The following is a 23,868-nucleotide window of genomic DNA, read 5'->3' on the forward strand; positions in this document are numbered from 1 at the left end:
TAGGAGGTTTTCTAATGTCTCAAATTACTTTTAAAAAGGTTGGCCTTGATAATGTGAATATTTTACAGAATCTTGCTATAGAAACCTTTCGGCAGACGTTTTCTCATGATAATAGTGAGGAACAACTTCAAGCATTTTTCAATGAGTCTTACACTTTACCAGTATTAAAATCGGAAATTACCCATGCTGAATCTGATACTTATTTTGTTTATCTTGATACAGATTTAGTGGGTTATTTAAAAGTAAACTGGGGAAGTCAGCAAACTGAAAAAAACTTGATAAAGCATTTGAAATTCAAAGGATTTATCTTCTAGATGCCTACCAAGGGAAAGGTATAGGTAAGGCTACTTTCGAATTTGCTTTGGATTTAGCTTATAAATCAGGCTTAGATTGGGCTTGGTTAGGTGTTTGGGAGTTTAATCATAAAGCTCAGGCATTTTACGCTAAATACGGATTTGAAAAATTTTCTGAGCACCAATTTTCAGTAGGTGATAAAGTGGATACGGATTGGTTATTAAGAAAAAGTTTACACTAAAAACTACAAAGCACTTGTATAAAAATAAAAGAAAATAAATAGAGAGAAATTACATGTTAGTATCGTATAAATGGTTAAAAGAGTTAGTGGATGTTGATGTCACAACAGCAGAACTAGCTGAGAAAATGTCAACCACTGGTATTGAGGTTGAAGGTGTGGAGACACCAGCGGAAGGTTTATCAAAATTAGTTGTAGGTCATATTGTTTCGTGTGAAGATGTTCCAGATACCCACTTACATTTGTGTCAAGTTGATACAGGGGACGATGAACTTCGTCAAGTTGTCTGTGGTGCTCCAAATGTCAAGACTGGTATTAATGTTATCGTAGCGGTTCCTGGTGCTCGTATTGCAGATAACTATAAGATTAAAAAAGGTAAAATCCGTGGTATGGAGTCACTTGGAATGATTTGTTCACTTCAAGAGTTGGGCTTATCGGAAAGTATCATTCCAAAAGAGTTTTCTGATGGTATCCAAATTTTACCTGAGGGAGCTATACCTGGTGATAGTATTTTCTCTTATCTTGACTTAGATGATGAAATTATTGAATTATCAATTACACCAAACCGTGCAGATGCTCTTTCAATGCGTGGTGTTGCCCATGAGGTAGCAGCAATTTATGGGAAAAAAGTTCATTTTGAAGAAAAAAATCTCATTGAAGAAGCAGAAAGAGCAGCTGATAAGATTTCTGTTGTCATTGAATCAGATAAAGTTTTATCTTACTCGGCTCGTATTGTTAAGAATGTAACAGTTGCACCAAGTCCACAATGGCTTCAAAATAAACTGATGAATGCTGGTATACGTCCAATTAATAATGTTGTTGATGTGACAAACTATGTTCTTTTGACTTATGGTCAACCAATGCATGCTTTTGATTTTGATAAATTTGATGGGACAACTATAGTAGCACGTAATGCTGAGAATGGTGAAAAGTTAATTACTCTTGATGGTGAAGAGCGTGACTTAATAGCTGATGACTTGGTCATTGCGGTAAATGATCAACCAGTTGCTTTGGCAGGCGTTATGGGAGGACAATCAACTGAAATTGATAGTTCTTCTAAGACAGTGGTCCTTGAAGCGGCAGTATTTAATGGAACAAGTATCCGCAAAACAAGTGGAAGACTCAACCTTCGTTCAGAGTCATCTTCTCGCTTTGAAAAAGGTATCAATTATGATACGGTTTCAGAGGCTATGGATTTTGCGGCTGCAATGTTACAAGAATTGGCAGGCAGTCAAGTTCTTTCTGGGCAAGTTACAGAAGGAGTTCTTCCAACTGAGCCGGTAGAGGTATCAACGACTCTTGGTTACGTTAATACTCGTTTGGGAACAGAACTTACCTATACTGATATTGAAGAAGTATTTGAAAAACTCGGCTTTGCTATTTCTGGTTCAGAAGTGAAATTTACTGTGTTGGTACCGCGTCGTAGATGGGATATTGCCATTCAAGCTGACTTAGTTGAAGAGATTGCCCGTATTTATGGTTACGAAAAATTACCAACAACATTGCCAGAAGCCGGAGCGACTGCAGGAGAATTAACGAGTATGCAACGCTTACGTCGTAGAGTCCGTACGGTTGCTGAAGGAGTAGGATTATCTGAAATTATCACCTATGCTTTAACGACTCCAGAAAAAGCAGTGCAGTTCTCAACTCAAGCAACTAATATAACTGAACTTATGTGGCCGATGACTGTTGATCGCTCAGCACTTCGCCAAAATGTTGTTTCAGGAATGCTTGATACAATTGCTTATAACGTTGCTCGCAAAAACAGTAACCTTGCAGTTTATGAGATAGGAAAAGTTTTTGAACAAACTGGTAATCCAAAAGAAGATTTACCAACTGAAGTAGAGACGTTTACTTTTGCCTTAACAGGTCTAGTAGAGGAAAAAGATTTCCAAACAAAAGCCAAGCCAGTTGATTTCTTCTACGCCAAAGGTATTGTAGAGGCGCTCTTTATTAAATTAAAATTAGATGTTACTTTTGTAGCACAAAAAGGTTTAGCAAGTATGCACCCAGGTCGTACAGCAACTATCTTATTAGATGGGAAAGAGATTGGTTTTGTTGGTCAAGTACACCCACAAACTGCAAAACAATATGATATTCCTGAAACTTATGTTGCTGAAATCAATCTATCAACTATTGAAAGTCAAATGAACCAAGCGTTGATTTTTGAAGATATTACGAAGTATCCGTCTGTATCTCGCGATATTGCATTATTACTTGCAGAATCTGTTAGTCATCATGATATTGTGTTAGCAATTGAGTCATCAGGGGTAAAACGTCTAACAGCGATTAAACTGTTTGATGTCTACGCTGGAAATAATATTGCAGAAGGGTATAAATCAATGGCTTATAGCTTAACTTTCCAAAACCCTAATGACAATCTAACGGACGAAGAAGTGGCTAAATATATGGAAAAAATCACTAAATCACTCGTTGAGAAAGTTAATGCAGAAATAAGATAATTTATATCTTACGTTGAAAAATAAATAAAAAACAGCATCAATTAAGATGCTGTTTTTTTATTTAAAATTTATAGATGTTCTGCGGAGAAAGTATCACCGTGTTGGATGTCACCATATTGAAAGCCTTTGTTAAACCAGCGTTGGCGTTGTTGAGCTGTTCCATGGGTAAAGCTATCAGGCACTAATTTTCCGTAGGTTTCTTTCTGAAGGGTATCGTCTCCGACGGCGTGGGCAGCATTCATGGCCTCTTCAAAGTCTCCTTGTTCTAAGAGATTTTTTCCCCTGATGTAGTGAGCCCATACCCCTGCATAATAATCTGCTTGAAGTTCTAGCCGAACATTTAAAGCATTTGCTTCTTTCTTAGTAAGTCCGTGTCGCATTCTATTATACTTATCCATAATGCCTAACTCTGTTTGAATGTGGTGACCAACTTCATGGGCGATGACGTAGGCCATAGCAAAATCACCAGTAGCACCATATTTATGTGATAATTCATTGTAAAAAGAAATATCAAGATAGATTTTTTTATCTGCTGAACAATAAAATGGTTCTGAAGCAGATTCACCTATACCACAACCTGTTTGAATCGAATTGGTGTAAAGAACAAGTTTTGGTTCCTTATAATTTCCAAAACCTTGGGTTTGGAATTCTTGTGACCAGAAATCCTCAGTTGATCCAAGGACTTTATTAACGAAATCGATTTGTTCTCTCGTTGCGCTATTATCAACAGAACGTGAGACATTCTGAGATTGGTAACTAGAAGGTGAGGATGAGTCATTAAAAATGCTGGTTAGTCCCCCTCCGCCAAGTAGCAGTAAGATGATTAAAACCACAAGCTTGGTTTTCCAACTCCCTCGCATCAATAAAAGTTGAAGAATCGGTAATCCACTTCCTCCGCTAGAGAATGAACCTCCGCTACTGGAGCGACGATCTTCAACATTGTCGCTTTTTCTTAGGTCATCTATTTTCATAAGTATCTCCAAAGTGTTTTATAGGCTCATTATAAACTATTTTAATAAGAAATGCTTGAATTTTTAACTAAATATCTTCCCCTAGATTTGAAGCTATTTTTGGTATAATATTAATAAACTGTAAAGAATAAGTTGAAGAAGGTTTATTTCTCAGTTGACTTATAAGATAGGAGATTCATGAAATTACTTTATACTGATATTAATCATGATATGACAGAAATCTTAGTCAATCAGGCCGCGCATGCTGCTGAAGCTGGATGGCGTATTTTTTATATTGCTCCAAACTCTTTATCTTTTGAAAAGGAGCGTGCAGTATTAGAGACCCTTCCTCAAGAAGCCTCTTTTGCTATTACAATTACTCGCTTTGCTCAATTGGCACGTTATTTTACTTTAAACCAGCCTAATCAAAAAGAAAGTTTAAACGATATTGGATTAGCAATGATCTTTTATCGTGCTTTAGCAAGTTTTGAAGATGGACAATTAAAAGTTTTTGGACGATTGAAGCAAGATGCTTCCTTTATCAGTCAATTGGTAGACCTATACAAAGAATTGCAGACAGCAAATCTGAGTATTTTAGATTTAAAATATTTACATTCTCCTGAAAAATTTGAAGATCTATTAGCTATTTTTCTAGTGGTTTCAGATCTTTTAAGAGAAGGAGAATACGACAATCAATCTAAAATTGCCTTTTTTACAGAACAAGTAAGGTCAGGACAGCTAGATGTGGATTTAAAGAACACTATCCTTATAGTCGATGGTTTTACCCGTTTCTCAGCTGAAGAAGAAGCTTTAATTAAAAGTCTGAGTTCACGTTGTCAAGAGATTATCATCGGAGCTTATGCTAGCCAAAAAGCGTATAAGACTAACTTTACCAATGGAAATATTTATTCTGCAGGGGTTGATTTTTTAAGATATCTAGCAACGACATTTCAAACAAAACCAGAATTTATCTTGTCTAAGTGGGAAAGTAAGTCTGGTTTTGAAATGATTTCGAAAAATATCGAAGGTAAACATGATTTTACAAATAGTAGTCACATTTTAGACGACACTGCTAAAGATTGTATAACAATTTGGGAGTGCATTAATCAAAAAGATGAAGTGGAACATGTGGCTAGAGCTATACGTCAGAAACTTTATCAGGGATATCGCTACAAAGATATTTTAGTTTTACTAGGAGATGTAGATAGTTATAAACTACAATTAAGTAAGATTTTTGAACAGTATGATATTCCTTATTATTTCGGTAAAGCTGAAACAATGGCTGCGCACCCTTTAGTTCATTTTATGGATTCCTTGTCGCGAATAAAACGTTATCGATTTAGAGCTGAAGATGTTTTAAATCTTTTTAAGACAGGTATTTATGGAGAGATTGGTCAAGATGATTTAGATTATTTTGAAGCTTATATCTCATATGCAGATATTAAAGGTCCTAAGAAGTTCTTTACAGATTTTGTTGTGGGGGCTAAAAAATTTGATTTAGGGCGTCTTAACACTATTCGTCAGTCCCTCCTTACTCCACTGGAAAGTTTTGTTAAAACGAAAAAACAAGACGGTATAAAAACACTCAACCAATTCATGTTTTTCCTTACTCAGGTAGGTTTGAGTGACAATTTATCGCGATTAGTTGGTCAAATGTCTGAAAATGAACAAGAAAAACATCAAGAAGTTTGGAAAACATTTACAGATATTTTAGAGCAGTTTCAAACAATATTTGGTCAAGAAAAATTAAATTTAGACGAATTTTTATCGTTATTAAATTCAGGTATGATGCAAGCCGAGTATCGTATGGTCCCTGCTACTGTTGATGTGGTTACTGTTAAGTCTTACGACTTGGTAGAACCACATAGTAATCAATTTGTCTATGCCCTAGGCATGACACAATCACATTTTCCAAAGATTGCTCAAAACAAATCTTTAATATCTGATATTGAACGTCAGCTTATAAATGATGCCAATGACACTGATGGTCATTTTGACATTATGACGCGAGAAAATTTGAAGAAAAACCATTTTGCTGCTCTCTCTCTTTTTAATGCTGCTAAACAAGCATTAGTGTTGACTATACCACAATTATTGAATGAGTCTGAAGATCAGATGTCACCATATCTTGTCGAACTAAGAGATATAGGTGTTCCTTTTAATCATAAAGGACGCCAATCGTTAAAAGAAGAAGCTGATAATATTGGGAATTACAAAGCTTTATTATCGCGTGTTGTTGACTTGTATCGCTCTGCTATTGACAAAGAGATGACTAAAGAAGAACAAACTTTTTGGTCAGTTGCTGTTCGTTATTTGCGTCGTCAATTAACTTCTAAAGGGATCGAGATACCAATAATTACAGATAGTCTTGATACTGTGACAGTTTCATCAGATGTGATGACCAGACGCTTCCCAGAAGATCACCCACTTAAATTATCCTCATCTGCTTTGACAACTTTTTATAATAATCAATATAAGTATTTTTTACAATATGTGTTAGGTTTGGAAGAACAAGACTCAATTCATCCAGATATGCGGCACCACGGAACGTATCTTCATCGTGTTTTTGAAATTCTGATGAAAAACCAAGGGATAGAATCTTTTGAAGAGAAACTCAACTCTGCAATTAATAAAACCAATCAAGAAGATGTTTTCAAATCCTTGTATTCAGAAGATGCAGAAAGTCGTTATTCTTTAGAAATTTTAGAAGATATCGCGCGTGCAACTGCAACCATATTACGACAAGATAGTCAGATGACTGTTGAAAGTGAAGAAGAACGATTTGAACTAATGATTGATAATACTATAAAAATTAACGGTATTATTGACCGTATCGATCGTTTATCTGATGGTTCTTTGGGTGTCGTGGACTATAAATCAAGCGCTCAAAAATTCGATATCCAAAAATTTTATAACGGTCTAAGTCCACAATTAGTCACCTACATTGATGCTATCAGTCGTGACAAGGAAGTTGAACAAAAACCACCGATTTTTGGAGCTATGTACTTACATATGCAAGAACCTAGACAAGACTTGTCTAAAATTAAAAATTTAGATGATTTAGTAACAAAAAATCATCAAGCTTTAACTTATAAAGGATTATTTTCAGAAGCCGAAAAAGAATTCTTAGCAAATGGGAAATACCATCTCAAAGATTCCCTTTATTCAGAGGCTGAAATTGCTATTTTACAAGCACATAATCAATCGCTTTACAAAAAAGCATCTGAGACTATTAAGTCAGGTAAGTTTTTGATCAATCCATATACAGAAGATGCTAAAACAGTTGACGGTGATCAGTTTAAGAGTATTACGGGGTTCGAGGCGGATAGGCATATGGCACGTGCCAGAGCGCTTTATAAATTACCTGCTAAGGAAAAACGTCAAGGTTTCTTAACATTAATGCAGCAAGAGGAGGAAAATGATGACCTTTAAGCCTTTCTTAAATCCAGAAGATATTGCTGTTATTCAGACAGAAGAAAAAAATTCTGATAAAAAACAAAAGCGAACGCCTGAACAAATTGAAGCAATTTATACTTTTGGTAACAATGTCCTGGTATCAGCTTCGGCTGGTTCTGGAAAGACTTTTGTAATGGTTGAGCGGATTTTAGATAAACTTTTAAGAGGGGTTCCGATTGAGTCTTTGTTTATCTCAACATTTACAGTAAAAGCGGCAGGTGAGCTCAAAGAACGTTTAGAAAAGAAAATAAACGAGTCTTTGAAATCCGCAGAATCAGATGATTTAAAACAGTTTCTCACCCAGCAACTTGTCGGCATTCAAACAGCTGATATTGGTACTATGGATGCTTTTACGCAAAAAATAGTTAACCAATATGGTTATACTTTGGGCATATCACCTATATTTAGGATTTTACAAGATAAAAATGAGCAAGACGTCATAAAGAATGAGGTCTATGCTGATTTATTTTCTGACTACATGACTGGGAAGAATGCAGCTTCATTCATAAAATTAGTCAAAAATTTCTCAGGTAATCGTAAAGATAGCAAAGCTTTTCGAGAAATGGTTTATAAAGTTTATGCTTTTAGCCAGTCCATCGATAACCCCAAGCGCTGGATGCAAACAGTTTTTCTAAAAGGTGCACAAACTTACACTGATTTTGAAGCTATTCCAGATCAAGAAGTTTCAAGCCTTTTAAATGTAATGCAAACAACTGCTAATCAATTACGTGATTTAACGGATCAAGAAGATTATAAGCAATTAACTGCTAAAGGGGTTCCGACAGCAAATTACAAAAAACACCTTAAAATAATTGAAAATTTAGTCCATTGGTCTCAAGACTTTAATTTGCTGTATGGAAAAAAAGGATTGGCTAATTTGGCACGTGATATCACTAATGTGATTCCTTCAGGCAATGATGTTACAGTTGCTGGCGTTAAATATCCTATCTTTAAACAATTGCATAATCGTATCGTTGGACTTAAGCACTTAGAAGTTATTTTTAAGTATCAAGGAGAATCTCTTTTCTTGTTAGAATTATTGCAATCCTTTGTTTTAGATTTCTCAGAACAATATTTACAGGAGAAGATTCAAGAAAATGCTTTTGAATTTTCTGATATTGCCCATTTTGCAATTCAAATATTGGAAGAAAATCATGATATTAGGCAAATTTATCAAGATAAGTATCATGAAGTAATGGTTGATGAGTATCAGGACAATAACCATACCCAAGAGAGAATATTAGAATTATTGTCTAATGGACATAATCGTTTCATGGTTGGAGACATAAAACAATCAATTTACCGTTTTCGTCAGGCTGATCCACAAATTTTTAATGATAAATACAAAGCTTACCAAGACAATCCAAGTCAAGGGAAATTAATTATTCTGAAAGAGAATTTTCGGAGTCAATCAGAGGTTTTAGACAGTACAAATAGTGTGTTTACACATCTTATGGATGAAGAAGTAGGAGACATTCTTTATGATGAAAGTCACCAATTAAAAGCTGGTAGTCCAAGACAGCAAGAAAGACATCCGAATAATAAAACACAAGTTTTACTATTAGATACTGATGAAGATGATATAGATGACAGTGATAGTCAACAATATGATATTAGCCCAGCTGAAGCAAAGTTAGTCGCAAAAGAAATTATTCGATTGCATAAAGAAGAGAATGTTCCCTTTCAAGATATCACCCTCTTAGTTTCTTCAAGGACAAGGAATGATGGTATCTTACAAACTTTTGACCGTTATGGTATTCCTTTGGTAACTGACGGTGGGGAGCAAAATTACTTAAAATCAGTCGAAGTGATGGTAATGCTTGATACTTTGCGATCAATTGATAATCCCTTAAATGATTATGCTCTAGTTGCTCTTTTGAGATCTCCCATGTTTGGCTTTAATGAAGATGATTTAACAAGAATTGCTATTCATGATGTCAAAATGGCTTTTTATCATAAAGTGAAATTGTCTTATCATAAAGAAGGTCATCATAGTGATTTAATTACTCCAGAATTATCTTCTAAAATAGATTACTTTATGAAGACATTCCAGACTTGGCGTGATTTTGCTAAATGGCATTCGCTTTATGATTTAATATGGAAAATATATAATGACCGTTTTTATTATGATTATGTAGGAGCTCTGCCTAAAGCTGAGCAACGTCAAGCCAATCTATATGCCTTGGCACTTCGAGCAAATCAGTTTGAAAAAACAGGTTTCAAGGGTTTATCACGTTTTATTCGAATGATTGATAAAGTTTTAGAAAATGAAAATGATTTGGCAGATGTTGAGGTGGCATTACCGCAAAATGCTGTTAACCTAATGACTATACACAAATCAAAGGGTCTTGAGTTTAAGTATGTATTTATTTTAAATATTGATAAGAAATTTTCAATGGTAGACATAACTTCCCCTCTTATTTTAAGCCGAAATCAAGGAATTGGTATTAAATATGTTGCTGATATGCGACATGAACTCGAAGAAGAGATACTGCCTGCAGTAAAGGTTAGCATGGAAACACTTCCTTACCAACTTAATAAAAGAGAGTTACGCTTAGCTACTTTATCAGAGCAAATGCGTTTACTTTACGTAGCTATGACACGTGCAGAGAAAAAATTATATCTGGTTGGTAAGGCTAGTCAAACCAAATGGGCTGATCATTATGACTTAGTATCTGAAAATAATTATCTCCCATTAGCTAGTCGTGAGACTTTTGTGACCTTTCAAGATTGGTTACTGGCTGTTCATGAAACCTATAAGAAACAAGAGTTGTTTTATGACATCAACTTCGTATCATTAGAGGAATTAACAGATCACCACATAGGGATGGTTAATCCTAGTCTACCTTTCAATCCCGATAATAAGGCAGAGAATCGTCAGTCTGAAGATATCGTGCACGCGATTAGCGTGTTAGAATCTGTTGAACAGATTAATCAAACTTATAAAGCGGCTATTGAGTTACCGACAGTAAGAACACCAAGTCAAGTCAAAAAATTCTATGAGCCTATTCTAGATATAGAAGGCGTTGATGTGATGGAAACTATTACTAAAACATCAGTAGATTTTAAGTTACCTGATTTTTCTACAAGTAAAAAGCAAGACCCAGCAGCTTTAGGATCTGCTGTACATGAATTAATGCAACGCATAGAGATGTCATCTCATGTCAAAATGGAAGATATTCAAAAAGCCTTGACAGAAGTGAATGCTGAAACAAGTATCAAAGCGGCTATTCAGATTGAAAAAATCAACTATTTTTTCCAAGAAAACTCACTCGGTAAATATATACAAGAAGAAGTAGAACATCTACATCGAGAGGCACCTTTTGCCATGTTAAAAGAAGATCCGGAGAGTGGTGAGAAATTCGTTGTACGTGGTATTATTGATGGGTATCTACTATTAGAAAATCGGATAATTCTATTTGATTATAAGACTGATAAATTTGTCAATCCTCTGGAATTAAAAGAACGCTATCAGGGGCAAATGGCTTTATATGCAGAAGCTTTAAAAAAATCTTACGAGATAGAAAGGATAGACAAATACTTAATTCTTTTAGGTGGTAAACAGCTAGAAGTGGTAAAAATGGATTAAAGAAAGGAAAAAATGATAGTCGAACAAAAATTTGGAAATGGTTTTACTTGGATTAACATTGAAGCAGAGCAATTGCGAACAGAAACATCGGAAATTCAAGCAAAATATTTGGATAGTGAGATTATTACATATGCTCTGGATGATTATGAACGAGCCTTTATGGAATGTTCTCATATTAAAGGAAAAGAAGTCTTGACGATTATTTTTAATACTATTGATCTAAAGCAGAAAGAAAGTTATTATGAGACCGTTCCGATGACCTTTTGCTTATCACACGACCGTTTGATAACGGTGACACGGTCTCGAAATAGTTATATGCTAGAACTATTGCAAAAATATCTAGACCGTAATCCAGATGTCTCTCCTAAAAAATTTTTATTTGCAGCTTTAACTTTGATTACAAAACAATATTTTAATGTTGTATCGAAAATTGATAGAGAAAAGGATATTCTCAACCGTCAATTGAGAGAACAAACAACCAATAAGCGCTTATTAGCCATGAGTGACCTAGAGACAGGCTCCGTTTATCTTTTGACAGCTGCCAATCAAAATGCATTGGTATTAGAGCAATTAGATGTTCATCCTAGTCAGCGATTTAATTCTGAAGTGGAAAAAGAACAGTTATCAGATGCTCTCATTGAAGCGCATCAGTTAGTCAGTATGACACAATTAAACAGTCAGGTACTTTCACAATTATCATCTACTTTTAATAATGTCTTAAATAATAACTTGAACGAAAACTTAACAGGTTTGAATATCATTTCGATTAATTTAGCGATTATTGCAGCAATTACTGGCTTTTTTGGGATGAATATTCCATTACCTCTTACAGAATCACGGAGTTCATGGTTAATTGTTATTGCTACTTCGGTCTTACTTTGGGTTATTATTGCTCAAATTTTAAAACGAGTTTTTAACTTAAGAAAATAAAAATGTTCAGTGCGTAAGCACCGAACATTTTTTATTTACCTAAGCAGAATTGGCTGAAGAGCTGAGTTATTAGCTCATCTGGAGCTGCATCCCCAGTGATTTCTCCAAGTATTTCCCAAGTTCTAGTCATATCGACTTGTAAGAGATCAACAGGCATTCCTAATTCCAAGCCCTCATTGACAGCTTTTAAACTATCAACGGCTTTTTCAATTAGTGAGATATGGCGAGCATTCGATAGATAAGTAGCGTCATGTTCTACCATACCAGCATTGTCAAAGAAAATATCGTTAATACGTTCTTCGATTTTATCGATGTTTTCATTTTCTAAAACCGAAATTGGAATAACATTTTCAGGTAATTCGTTAACTTCTATTTTTTGAGGAAGATCCGTTTTATTGAGTAATACGATACGATTACTTTCTTTACTTAGTTCTAGAAGGGAGCGGTCTTGTAATGTTAGTGGTTCGGAACTATTGAGAACCAACAACACAAGGTCGGCTTCTTCTAAAGCCTTCTTTGAACGTTCAACACCAATTTTTTCAACGATATCATCTGTATCACGGATACCAGCAGTGTCAACTAGTTTTAAAGGAACTCCTTTAATATTGACGTATTCTTCAATAACATCACGAGTTGTTCCTTCAATATCTGTCACAATCGCCTTTTCTTCACGTAAGAGGTTATTTAGTAAGCTGGATTTACCGACATTTGGACGACCAATGATTGCTGTTGAAAGTCCTTCTCGAAGAATTTTTCCATGTCGGGCAGTTCGAAGTAAATTTTCCATAAGTGCTTGAAACTCTTGTGTTTTTTCACGCATCAGTGTTGTAGTCATCTCTTCAACGTCATCATATTCAGGGTAATCGATATTAACTTCAACTTGGGCTAGAGTATTTAGAATTTCTTGTCGAGTGTTATTGATTAGTGTCTTTAAAGAACCATCTAATTGCTTAACGGCAATATCCATTGCTTTATCTGTTTTAGCTCTAATAAGATCCATAACAGCTTCAGCCTGAGTCAAGTCAACTCGACCGTTTAAAAAAGCACGTTTAGTAAATTCTCCTGGTTCAGCCATTCGTGCTCCATGTCGTAAAATTAACTGAAGAATTTCGTTAGTAACTGCAATTCCTCCATGCGTATTAATTTCAATAACATCTTCTCTTGTGAATGTTTTTGGAGCAAGCATAACGCCTAACATAACTTCATCCAAGATTTCATTTTTATCTGGGTCCACAATATGACCATAGTTTAAGGTATGGGATTGGATAGCGGATAGATCTTTTCCACGATAAATTTTTGATGCTATCTTTAAGGCATCTGTACCAGATATACGGACAATACCAATAGCTCCCTCACCGAGAGGAGTTGAAATAGCTGCGATGGTATCAAATTCTTTTGTAATAGACATAAAGTCTCTCTCTTTCTTGGGAATTACTAACATTCATTGTAACCTAAAGCCCTAAAAGGTGCAATCATTTGATTAAAAGAGAAGATTTCCATAATGGTTTTATTTGAAGGTATGCTATAATAAAACTATGATTATACTACAAGGAAACAAAATTGAGCGCTCATTTTCAGGTGATGTGCTTTTTGATAATATTAATATTCAAGTTGATCAACGTGATCGTATTGCTCTTGTTGGACGTAATGGTGCTGGCAAATCAACGCTTCTTAAAATTTTAGTTGGTGAAGAGGCTCCGACAAAAGGAGAAATAAATAAAAAGCGTGATTTGAGTTTGTCCTACTTGGCACAAGATAGTCGTTTTCAATCTGAAAATACAATTTTCCAAGAAATGTTACAAGTTTTTGATTCATTAAGAGAAGTAGAGAAGCGCTTACGTGAATTGGAATTACAAATGGGACAAGTTTCAGGAAGTGACCTGGAACAATTGATGAAAACATACGATATTTTGTCAGAAGAGTTTCGTGAAAAAGGTGGCTTTACCTATGAATCAGATATAAAGGCTATTTTAAATGGCTTTAAGTTTAACAGTGATATGTGGGAAATGCCTATTAGTGAATTGTCTGGTGGGCAAAATACACGATTAGCGCTTGCAAAAATGCTACTTGAAAAGCCAGAATTACTTGTTTTAGATGAACCAACGAACCATTTAGACATTGATACGATTGCTTGGTTAGAAAATTATCTTGTAAATTATCAAGGAGCCCTTATTATTGTCAGCCATGACCGCTATTTTTTAGACAAGGTAGCTACAGTAACTTATGATTTAACGACACATTCTCTAGACCGCTATGTAGGCAATTATTCGAAATTTATGGATCTTAAGGCAGAGAAAATAGCGACTGAAGAAAAGAATTTTGAAAAGCAACAAAAAGAAATTGCTAAGTTAGAAGATTTTGTACAACGTAACATTGTTAGGGCTTCAACCACTAAACGAGCACAAGCTCGTCGTAAACAATTAGAAAAGATGGAACGACTCGACAAACCGAATGTAGAGCAAAAATCAGCTAATATGACTTTTCATGCTGGGAAAGTCTCAGGGAATGTTGTTTTAACACTTGAGAATGCAGCTATTGGTTATGAAGGTGTTTCTTTATCGGAGCCAATCGATTTGGACGTGAAGAAATTTGATGCTATTGCAATTGTAGGTCCAAATGGTATCGGGAAATCAACTTTAATCAAATCGCTTGTTGGGCAAATTCCTTTTATCAAAGGAGAAGCAAAATTAGGAGCAAATGTCGAAACTGGGTATTACGATCAAAGTCAAAGTAATTTAACAAAAACGAATACTGTTTTAGATGAGTTATGGAATGCTTTTTCAACAACTCCAGAAGTTGAAATTAGAAACCGTTTAGGAGCTTTTCTTTTTTCAGGTGATGATGTTAAAAAATCAGTTTCAATGCTATCCGGTGGTGAACGAGCGCGTTTGCTATTGGCAAAATTATCTATGGAAAATAATAATTTCCTCATATTAGATGAGCCAACAAACCACTTGGATATTGATAGTAAAGAAGTCTTAGAAAATGCACTCATCGAATTTGATGGCACATTACTTTTTGTTAGTCATGATCGCTATTTTATTAATCGTGTGGCAACTAAGGTTCTCGAAATTTCTGATAAGGGAAGTACTCTCTATCTAGGAGATTATGATTATTACCTCACTAAGAAAGCCGAACTAGAGGAATTAGCCCGTTTAAATGAAGAAGAAGTGAGTGCTTCAAAAACAGAAATCGACGTTACATCAGATTATGAGACACAAAAAGCAAATCAAAAGGAATTTAGGAAAATTACCCGTCGCGTTGCAGAAATTGAGGCACGTTTGGAAGTTCTTGAAAATGATGAAAACAATATCAATGGTTTAATGTTAGAAACCAATGACATCGGAAAACTCTCTGATTTACAAAAAGAGCTGGAATCAATCCAAGAAGAACAATTGCTATTAATGGAAGAATGGGAAAATCTAAATATGAGACTAGATTTGTGAGAAAATTTCAAAAACAATAGTTTGTGAAAAAAAGTACATTTTAAATTGAGATGCCTTTTACGAAAACAAAGAAAGCGGTTCAAATTCTTGCATCTTGTGAAAAAAACTTATACAATGATTAAGTAATAAAGATTTTTTTGGAGGTTAGAATGGTAACTCTATCTAAAGAACAACACTTGGATATGTTTCTAAAAATGCAACGTATTCGTGATGTTGATATGAAATTTAACAAATTGGTTCGTCGTGGTTTCGTCCAAGGGATGACTCACTTCTCTGTTGGTGAAGAAGCTGCTTCAGTAGGTGCTATCCAAGATTTAACAGATTCAGATATCATTTTCTCAAACCACCGTGGACACGGACAAACTATTGCAAAAGGTATTGATATTGGTGGAATGTTTGCTGAACTTGCTGGTAAAGCAACAGGAACATCAAAAGGTCGTGGAGGCTCAATGCACTTAGCAAACCTTGAAAAAGGTAACTATGGAACAAACGGTATCGTCGGTGGAGGATATGCGCTTGCGGTAGGTGCTGCCCTTACACAGCAATATGAAGGAACTGATAACATTGTTATCGCCTTTTCGGGTGACTCAGCGACTAACGAAGGCTCATTCCATGAGTCAGTTAACTTAGCTGCTGTTTGGAACTTACCAGTTATCTTCTTTATCATCAACAACCGTTATGGTATCTCAACAGACATCACATACTCAACTAAAATTCCTCACCTTTACATGCGTGCTGATGCGTACGGTATTCCAGGGCATTATGTTGAAGATGGTAATGATCTTATGGCTGTTTACGAGAAAATGCATGAAGTTATCAATTACGTGCGTTCAGGAAATGGACCAGCTATTGTAGAGGTTGAATCATACCGTTGGTTTGGTCATTCAACTGCTGATGCTGGGGTATACCGTACTAAAGAAGAAGTTGATTCATGGAAAGCTAAAGATCCAGTAAAACGCTACCGTGCATACTTAATTGAAAATGAAATCGCTACTGAAGAAGAGCTTGCAGCTATTGAAGCACAAGTGATTAAAGAAGTTGAAGAAGGGGTTAAATTCGCTGAAGAAAGTCCATTCCCTGATATGTCTGTTGCATTTGAAGACGTTTTTGTGGACTAAAATAACCTAAAGTAGATGAGATTTATCTCGTTCTATTATTCAATTGATTAAAAAACGGATATTCGGAGGAAATAATGAGCGAAACTAAAGTTATGGCTTTGCGCGAAGCGATTAATGTCGCTATGAGCGAAGAAATGCGCAAAGATGAAAAAGTATTTTTAATGGGTGAAGATGTAGGTGTATATGGAGGAGACTTCGGTACATCTGTTGGTATGTTAGAAGAGTTTGGTGCTAAGCGCGTTCGCGACACACCAATCTCAGAGGCTGCGATTGCAGGTTCAGCTATCGGTGCTGCACAAACAGGTTTGCGTCCTATCGTTGATTTGACATTCATGGATTTCGTAACAATCGCAATGGATGCTATCGTTAACCAAGGTGCTAAAACGAATTATATGTTTGGTGGAGGTCTATCAACTCCAGTTACTTTCCGTGTGGCATCAGGGTCAGGTATTGGTTCGGCTGCACAACACTCACAATCATTAGAAGCTTGGTTAACACACATTCCAGGTCTAAAAGTTGTTGCACCTGGTACTGTTAATGAGTCAAAAGCACTTTTGAAATCTTCTATTCTTGACAATAACCCAGTTATCTTCTTAGAGCCAAAAGCTCTCTATGGTAAGAAAGAAGAAGTTAATATGGATCCTGATTTCTATATTCCACTTGGTAAAGGGGATATTAAGCGTGAAGGTACTGACTTAACAATTGTTTCTTATGGCCGTATGCTTGAGCGTGTTATGCAAGCTGCTGAAGAAGTTGCTGAGGAAGGTATTAACGTTGAGGTTGTTGATCCACGTACACTTATTCCGCTTGATAAAGAATTAATTATCGATTCTGTTAAGAAAACTGGTAAATTGATCTTGGTTAACGATGCTTATAAAACTGGTGGTTTCACTGGTGAAATTGCAACTATGGTTGCTGAAAGTGAAGCATTTGATTACCTTGATCATCCTATCGTGCGTCTTGCAAGTGAAGATGTTCCAGTACCGTATTCACGTGTACTTGAACAAGGAATCTTACCTGATGTAGCAAAAATTAAAGATGCTATCTACAAAGTAGTTAACAAAGGTAAATAATTCATAAAACAAAGAGGGACTGAGGAATGAGTGAAAACTTAGCCTCTTTCCTTGTTTATAGGTTTTAATTTATATCGTTAGATGAAACATATATTTGACGATATAGTTTAGTGTGAAAGGAAAACTATGGCTGTCGAAATTATTATGCCTAAACTCGGGGTTGACATGCAAGAAGGCGAAATCCTTGAGTGGAAAAAACAGGTAGGTGATGTTGTTAATGAAGGTGACGTCCTACTTGAAATTATGTCAGATAAAACAAATATGGAGATTGAAGCAGAAGACTCAGGTGTTTTACTAAAAATCACACATGGGAATGGAGATGTTGTTCCTGTAACTGAGACAATTGGCTGTATCGGTGCTGAAGGTGAAGAAGTAACAGAAGCATCTTCTTCTGAAAATACATCAGTTGAAGAAAACGCGACACAAGTAACTTCAGAACCAGAAAAAGTTGAAGAAACATCAGAACCAAGTGTGCCAGCAGCTACAAGTGGTGAAAAAGTACGTGCCACTCCTGCAGCTCGTAAATTAGCAAGAGAGATGTCTATTGACCTTGCACTAGTATCTGGAACAGGGGCAAATGGTCGCGTTCACAGAGAAGATGTTGAAAGCTTCAAGGGTGCTCAACCACGTATTACACCATTGGCACGTCGAATTGCTGAAGATCAAGGAGTTGATATAGCAGAAATCACTGGCAGTGGTATTCGTGGTAAAATTGTTAAAAATGATGTTTTGGCTGCTATGTCACCGCAAGCAGCAGAGGCTCCTGTAAAAACGAAAGCTACACCAACAACAGAAGAAAAACAATTACCAGAAGGTGTTGAAGTCATTAAGATGTCTGCAATGCGTAAGGCTATTTCTAAAGGTATGACTAACTCTTACCTCACTGCTCCAAGCTTTACACTTAACTATGATATTGATATGACTGAAATGATGGCTCTTCGCAAGAAATTAATTGATCCAATCATGGCTAAAACAGGCTTGAAAGTCAGCTTTACTGATTTGATTGGAATGGCCGTTGTTAAGACATTGATGAAACCAGAGCATCGATACCTAAATGCTTCATTAATTAACGATGCACAAGAAATTGAGCTTCATAATTTTGTTAATATTGGAATCGCAGTTGGTCTTGATGATGGTTTGATTGTTCCTGTTGTTCACAATGCTGATCAAATGTCACTTTCTGACTTTGTTATAGCATCTAAAGATGTTATTAAGAAAACTCAAGAAGGTAAATTAAAATCAGCTGAAATGTCAGGTTCAACATTCTCAATTACTAACTTAGGTATGTTTGGTACTAAGACGTTTAACCCAATTATCAATCAACCGAACTCAGCAATCCTTGGAGTAGGTGCTACTATTCCGACTCCAACAGTGGTTGATGGTGAAATTGTAGCTCGACCAATCATGGCAATGTGTTTAACAATTGACCACCGTATTGTTGATGGAATGAATGGTGCTAAGTTTATGGTTGATCTTAAGAACTTAATGGAAAACCCATTTGGTTTACTTATTTGATTCCGTAGGTCTTAATTTGATATAATAAGTTATTCGAAAAACGAAAGAGGAAATAAAAAATGGCTTTTGATGTAATTATGCCAAAACTTGGGGTTGACATGCAAGAAGGCGAAATCCTTGAGTGGAAAAAAAATGAAGGTGACACCGTTAATGAAGGTGATGTCCTTCTTGAAATCATGTCTGATAAAACCAATATGGAAATTGAAGCAGAAGACACTGGTGTACTTTTAAAAATTGTACATCAGGCAGGAGATGTTGTTCCTGTCACTGAAGTGATTGCCTATATCGGAGAAGAAGGTGAAGAAGTAGGTACGTCATCACCTTCGGCTGATGCAACTATCACAGCTGAAGATGGTCAATCAGTTTCTGGACCTGCTGCTCCTTCACAAGAGACAGTTGCAGCAGCAACTCCTAAAGAAGAACTTGCAGCTGATGAGTACGATATCGTAGTCGTAGGTGGTGGCCCTGCAGGTTATTACGCAGCAATCCGCGGTGCTCAACTTGGAGGAAAAATTGCCATTGTTGAGAAAACTGAATTTGGCGGTACGTGTTTGAATGTTGGTTGTATCCCTACAAAAACATATCTTAAAAATGCTGAAATCCTAGATGGTTTGAAAGTAGCAGCTGGACGTGGTATCAACCTTGCTTCAACTAACTATGCAATTGATATGGATAAGACTGTTGCCTTTAAAAATTCTGTAGTTAAGACATTGACTGGTGGTGTACGTGGTCTCTTGAAAGCGAACAAAGTTGAAATTTTCAATGGACTTGGACAAGTAAACCCTGATAAATCTGTTGTTATTGGCGATAAAGTTATCAAAGGTCGTAACGTCGTCCTTGCGACTGGTTCTAAGGTATCTCGTATTAATATTCCAGGTATTGAATCACCATTAGTATTAACATCAGATGATATTCTTGATTTACGTGAAATTCCTAAGTCACTTGCTGTTATGGGTGGTGGTGTCGTAGGTATTGAGCTTGGTCTTGTATGGGCTTCATATGGTGTTGACGTAACTGTTATTGAAATGGCTGATCGCATCATTCCAGCAATGGATAAAGAAGTATCGCTAGAACTTCAAAAAATCCTTGCTAAGAAGGGAATGAAGATTAAAACATCAGTTGGTGTTTCTGAAATTGTTGAAGCCAATAATCAATTAACGCTTAAATTAAACAACGGCGAAGAAGTTGTTGCTGATAAAGCTCTTCTTTCAATTGGACGTGTTCCACAAATGAATGGTCTTGAAAATCTTGAGCCTGAACTTGAGATGGAACGTGGACGTATTAAAGTTAATGCTTATCAAGAAACTTCAATTCCAGGTATCTATGCACCAGGTGATGTTAATGGAACTCGTATGTTAGCTCATGCTGCATACCGTATGGGTGAAGTAGCTGCTGAAAACGCACTCGGCGGTAATAAGCGTAAAGCACATCTAGATTTCACTCCAGCAGCTGTTTATACTCATCCTGAAGTAGCAATGGTGGGGATGACAGAAGAGCAAGCACGTGAACAATATGGTGACATATTAGTTGGTAAAAATAGCTTTACAGGCAATGGTCGTGCTATCGCTTCAAATGAAGCACATGGTTTTGTAAAAGTAATTGCTGAACCTAAGTATAAAGAGATTCTTGGTGTTCACATTATTGGTCCAGCTGCAGCGGAATTGATTAATGAAGCTTCTACGATTATGGAAAATGAGTTGACTGTCTATGATGTAGCACAATCTATCCATGGTCACCCAACATTCTCTGAAGTTATGTACGAAGCTTTCTTAGATGTTCTCGGTGAAGCTATTCACAACCCTCCAAAACGCAAATAATTTTGTTTAATATATTTGAGATTGAGCTTTTATAGCTTCAATCTCTTTTCACGTATGTATTGTCTGAATATTATAAAATATTAGTTAGGAATTTAAAATGAAATATATCGTTAACACGTCTAATGATCCGGCTTACAATGTTGCTTTAGAAGCTTACGCCTTTCAAAAGTTGACAGATATCGATGAAATCTTTATTCTTTGGATTAATGAACCGGCTATCATTATTGGACGCCATCAAAATACAATTCAAGAAATTAACAAAGAGTTCATTGATAAAAATGGCATCCATGTTGTCCGTCGTTTGTCAGGAGGCGGAGCAGTTTATCATGACTTGAATAATTTAAACTACACTATTATTTCTAATAATACACAAGAAGGTGCTTTTGATTTCCAAACTTTTTCAAAACCAGTTATTGATACTCTTGCTAAATTAGGTGTTAAAGCAGAATTTACTGGTCGTAATGATTTAGAAATCAATGGACAAAAATTTGCAGGAAATGCTCAAGCTTATTACAAAGGTCGTATGATGCATCATGGTTGTCTTTTATTTGATGTTGATATGTCAGTCTTAGGGCAAGCACTCAAAGTATCTAAAGACAAAATTGAATCTAAAGGGATAAAATCTGTACGCGCACGTGTTACAAATATTGTTGACCATCTTTCAGATAAAATTACAGTACAAGAATTTAGCGATGCCATTTTAGCTCAAGTGAAGGAAGAATATCCAGAGATGGATGAATATGTTTTGAGTGATGCCGAGTTATCAGAAATCCAAGCTATGCGCGATAATCAATTTGCTACATGGGATTGGACGTATGGTAAAGCACCTGAATACACCATTGAACGTGGTGTCCGCTATCCAGCTGGAAAAATTACGACTTATGCTAATGTTGAAAATTCAACGATAAAATCTGTCAAAATCTTTGGTGACTTCTTTGGAGTGAAACCTGTAGATGATATTGAAAAAATGTTGGAAGGTGTCCGCTACGATTACAAAGATGTTTTAGCAGCGCTTAAAACAGTTGATACAAGTCAATACTTCTCACGTATGACACCCGAAGAGATTACAAAAGCTATTGTAGACTAAAATCAAAAAACCTAGTCAAAGTCTTTGCCTTTGGCTAGGTTTTTTGTATGGTTAAGTGGCCTTATAGTACGACGGGCATGTCGTACATCTGAGGTGCAAGTCCTCTGTGGGCACCCGCTACCGGTGAACCCAATAGCGACTCCCAAGCTTGACTATCGTGAGGTAGCGGGGAGAGGAAGGGATAGCGAAATCGTGGCTCTACGAACAGAAACGTGATATGAAGGCGTATATAGCGGATGAGGGGGCTATAAACTCTAAAGTCCAAATAGGTAGTCGTAACCTATATACGTAAATCACGAGAGTAAACGAGGAAAGATGTCCGACTTATCCCGTGAGGTCCTGTCAAGGGTAAAACCTAGTAACAACGAACGACAAGAAGTCAGCCGAACCCATAGTAGTGATGAAGTTTCTGTAATGGAAATGGAACGAAGGGGTGAACAACTAATCGAAGTAATCCTACTTCACTTGTGTCTGTAAAACAAACGGTCTGATAGAACTAGATGCGGTTACGTATTGACTAGAGGAAGGTTCACCAATGTAAGATATCATGCAGACAACGAAAAAAGAAAGGAATACGCACATGTCAGAATTGCTAGATAAGATATCATCTCGGAACAATATGCTCGAAGCTTACAAGCAAGTGAAATCAAACAAAGGTTCTGCTGGTATCGATGGGGTCACTATCGAGCAGATGGATGACTATCTTCACCAAAATTGGCGAGAAACCAAGAAACTCATCAAAGAGAGGAGCTATAAACCTCAACCGGTTCTCAGGGTTGAAATCCCAAAACCAAACGGAGGAGTTCGTAACCTAGGTATCCCGACGGCTATGGATAGAATGATTCAGCAGGCCATCGTTCAAGTTTTGAGTCCACTCTGCGAAAAACATTTTTCAGAGTATAGCTATGGGTTCAGACCCAATCGCTCCTGCGAAACAGCCATTGTTCAGCTACTTGAGTATTTAAACGATGGCTACGAGTGGATTGTGGACATTGACTTGGAAAAGTTCTTCGATACTGTTCCGCAAGACAGATTGATGTCCCTGGTTCATAATATCATTCAAGATGGCGATACGGAGTCACTGATTCGTAAGTACTTCCATTCGGGAGTTGTTATTAACGGACAGCGACATAAGACTTTAGTCGGGACACCTCAAGGCGGGAATCTATCACCCCTCCTATCTAATATTATGCTTAATGAGTTAGACAAAGGGTTGGAAAAGCGAGGTCTTCGCTTTGTCCGTTACGCCGATGACTGTGTCATCACTGTCGGAAGCGAAGCAGCTGCTAAGCGGGTCATGCATTCGGTCAGTAGCTATATTGAGAAGCGATTAGGGTTGAAAGTCAACATGACTAAGACCAAGATTGTCAGACCGAACAAACTCAAATACCTCGGATTTGGTTTCTGGAAATCTCCAAAAGGTTGGAAGTGTCGTCCTCACCAAGACAGCGTTCAGGCTTTAAGCGAAAACTGAAGCAACTGACGATGAGGAAATGGAGCATTGACCTGATAACTCGCATTGAACGATTGAACTGGGTCATTCGAGGATGGATAAACTATTTCTCGCTTGGCAATATGAAGAGTATCATGACACAAATAGATGAGCGTCTGCGAACCCGTATTCGAGTGATTATCTGGAAGCAATGGAAGAAGAAAGCAAAGCGCCTATGGGGACTCTTAAAACTAGGAGTTGCTAGATGGATAGCCGATAAAGTTTCTGGATGGGGTGACCACTATCAGTTGGTAGCTCAGAAGTCGGTACTCAAACGTGCTATATCAAAACCAGCCCTCGCAAAGCGAGGACTGGTCAGTTGCTTAGATTACTATCTTGAACGACATGCGTTAAAAGTTAGTTGAACCGCCGTATGCCGAACGGCACGTACGGTGGTGTGA

General features: G+C 36.6%; 12 protein-coding genes and 2 pseudogenes. 12 read left to right on the top strand and 2 right to left on the bottom strand.

Annotation, left to right across the window (positions count from 1 at the left end; translation table 11 throughout):
* Positions 1 to 14 precede the first annotated feature (14 nt).
* Together A6J68_RS06005 and pheT are read left to right on the top strand one after the other, a co-directional pair.
* Positions 15 to 535: pseudogene (locus tag A6J68_RS06005) on the top strand (GNAT family N-acetyltransferase).
* A gap of 53 nt (positions 536 to 588) precedes the next feature.
* On the top strand, positions 589 to 2,994 hold the full coding sequence (pheT, locus tag A6J68_RS06010) for a phenylalanine--tRNA ligase subunit beta (protein WP_000961583.1): 2,406 nt from the start codon (positions 589 to 591) through the stop codon (positions 2,992 to 2,994).
* A gap of 68 nt (positions 2,995 to 3,062) precedes the next feature.
* Here the strand turns inward: pheT and A6J68_RS06015 are convergent, their stop codons facing one another.
* Positions 3,063 to 3,965: a neutral zinc metallopeptidase gene (locus tag A6J68_RS06015; protein ID WP_000686762.1), complete on the bottom strand. Its 903-nt coding sequence runs from the start codon at positions 3,963 to 3,965 to the stop codon at positions 3,063 to 3,065.
* Between the two features lie 177 nt (positions 3,966 to 4,142).
* On the opposite strand from A6J68_RS06015, the gene rexB reads away from it, so the two are divergent.
* Genes rexB through A6J68_RS06030 form a run of 3 tightly spaced genes read left to right on the top strand, consistent with a single transcriptional unit; the run spans position 4,143 to position 11,919 of the window.
* Positions 4,143 to 7,376, top strand: coding sequence for an ATP-dependent nuclease subunit B (rexB, locus tag A6J68_RS06020; protein WP_000772305.1), 3,234 nt, complete (start codon positions 4,143 to 4,145; stop codon positions 7,374 to 7,376).
* Positions 7,366 to 10,989, top strand: a complete 3,624-nt coding sequence (addA, locus tag A6J68_RS06025; RefSeq protein WP_000143239.1) for a helicase-exonuclease AddAB subunit AddA — start codon at positions 7,366 to 7,368, stop codon at positions 10,987 to 10,989. The genes rexB and addA overlap by 11 nt, the downstream gene beginning before the upstream one ends.
* A gap of 12 nt (positions 10,990 to 11,001) precedes the next feature.
* Positions 11,002 to 11,919, top strand: coding sequence for a magnesium transporter CorA family protein (locus A6J68_RS06030; RefSeq protein WP_000634649.1), 918 nt, complete (start codon positions 11,002 to 11,004; stop codon positions 11,917 to 11,919).
* Positions 11,920 to 11,950: 31 nt separating this feature from the next.
* Here A6J68_RS06030 and mnmE read toward each other — a convergent pair whose 3' ends face one another.
* Positions 11,951 to 13,327: a tRNA uridine-5-carboxymethylaminomethyl(34) synthesis GTPase MnmE gene (mnmE, locus tag A6J68_RS06035; RefSeq protein ID WP_000028887.1), complete on the bottom strand. Its 1,377-nt coding sequence runs from the start codon at positions 13,325 to 13,327 to the stop codon at positions 11,951 to 11,953.
* 127 nt (positions 13,328 to 13,454) lie between these two features.
* On the opposite strand from mnmE, the gene A6J68_RS06040 reads away from it, so the two are divergent.
* The 7 genes and pseudogenes from A6J68_RS06040 to ltrA all read left to right on the top strand — a co-directional run bounded on the left by A6J68_RS06040 (position 13,455) and on the right by ltrA (position 23,832).
* Positions 13,455 to 15,365, top strand: a complete 1,911-nt coding sequence (locus A6J68_RS06040) for an ABC-F family ATP-binding cassette domain-containing protein (protein WP_000584915.1) — start codon at positions 13,455 to 13,457, stop codon at positions 15,363 to 15,365.
* Between the two features lie 149 nt (positions 15,366 to 15,514).
* Positions 15,515 to 16,483 carry a thiamine pyrophosphate-dependent dehydrogenase E1 component subunit alpha gene (locus A6J68_RS06045; RefSeq protein ID WP_000258166.1) on the top strand — a complete coding sequence of 323 codons (969 nt, stop codon included), beginning with the start codon at positions 15,515 to 15,517 and terminating at the stop codon, positions 16,481 to 16,483.
* A gap of 74 nt (positions 16,484 to 16,557) precedes the next feature.
* Positions 16,558 to 17,556 (top strand): alpha-ketoacid dehydrogenase subunit beta, encoded by a 999-nt coding sequence (locus tag A6J68_RS06050; RefSeq protein ID WP_000005088.1) that lies wholly within the window; start codon positions 16,558 to 16,560, stop codon positions 17,554 to 17,556.
* A gap of 126 nt (positions 17,557 to 17,682) precedes the next feature.
* Positions 17,683 to 19,071, top strand: coding sequence for a dihydrolipoamide acetyltransferase (locus A6J68_RS06055; RefSeq protein ID WP_000257562.1), 1,389 nt, complete (start codon positions 17,683 to 17,685; stop codon positions 19,069 to 19,071).
* A 59-nt stretch (positions 19,072 to 19,130) separates the two neighbouring features.
* Positions 19,131 to 20,888, top strand: a complete 1,758-nt coding sequence (gene lpdA / locus A6J68_RS06060) for a dihydrolipoyl dehydrogenase (RefSeq protein WP_000863368.1) — start codon at positions 19,131 to 19,133, stop codon at positions 20,886 to 20,888.
* A gap of 97 nt (positions 20,889 to 20,985) precedes the next feature.
* Positions 20,986 to 21,975, top strand: coding sequence for a lipoate--protein ligase (locus tag A6J68_RS06065; protein WP_000875298.1), 990 nt, complete (start codon positions 20,986 to 20,988; stop codon positions 21,973 to 21,975).
* 580 nt (positions 21,976 to 22,555) lie between these two features.
* Positions 22,556 to 23,832: pseudogene (ltrA, locus tag A6J68_RS06075) on the top strand (group II intron reverse transcriptase/maturase).
* The last annotated feature ends 36 nt before the right edge of the window (positions 23,833 to 23,868 follow it).

The organism is Streptococcus sp. 'group B' (genome assembly GCF_002073795.1).
In the GTDB taxonomy this organism is placed as follows: Bacteria; Bacillota; Bacilli; order Lactobacillales; family Streptococcaceae; genus Streptococcus; species Streptococcus agalactiae.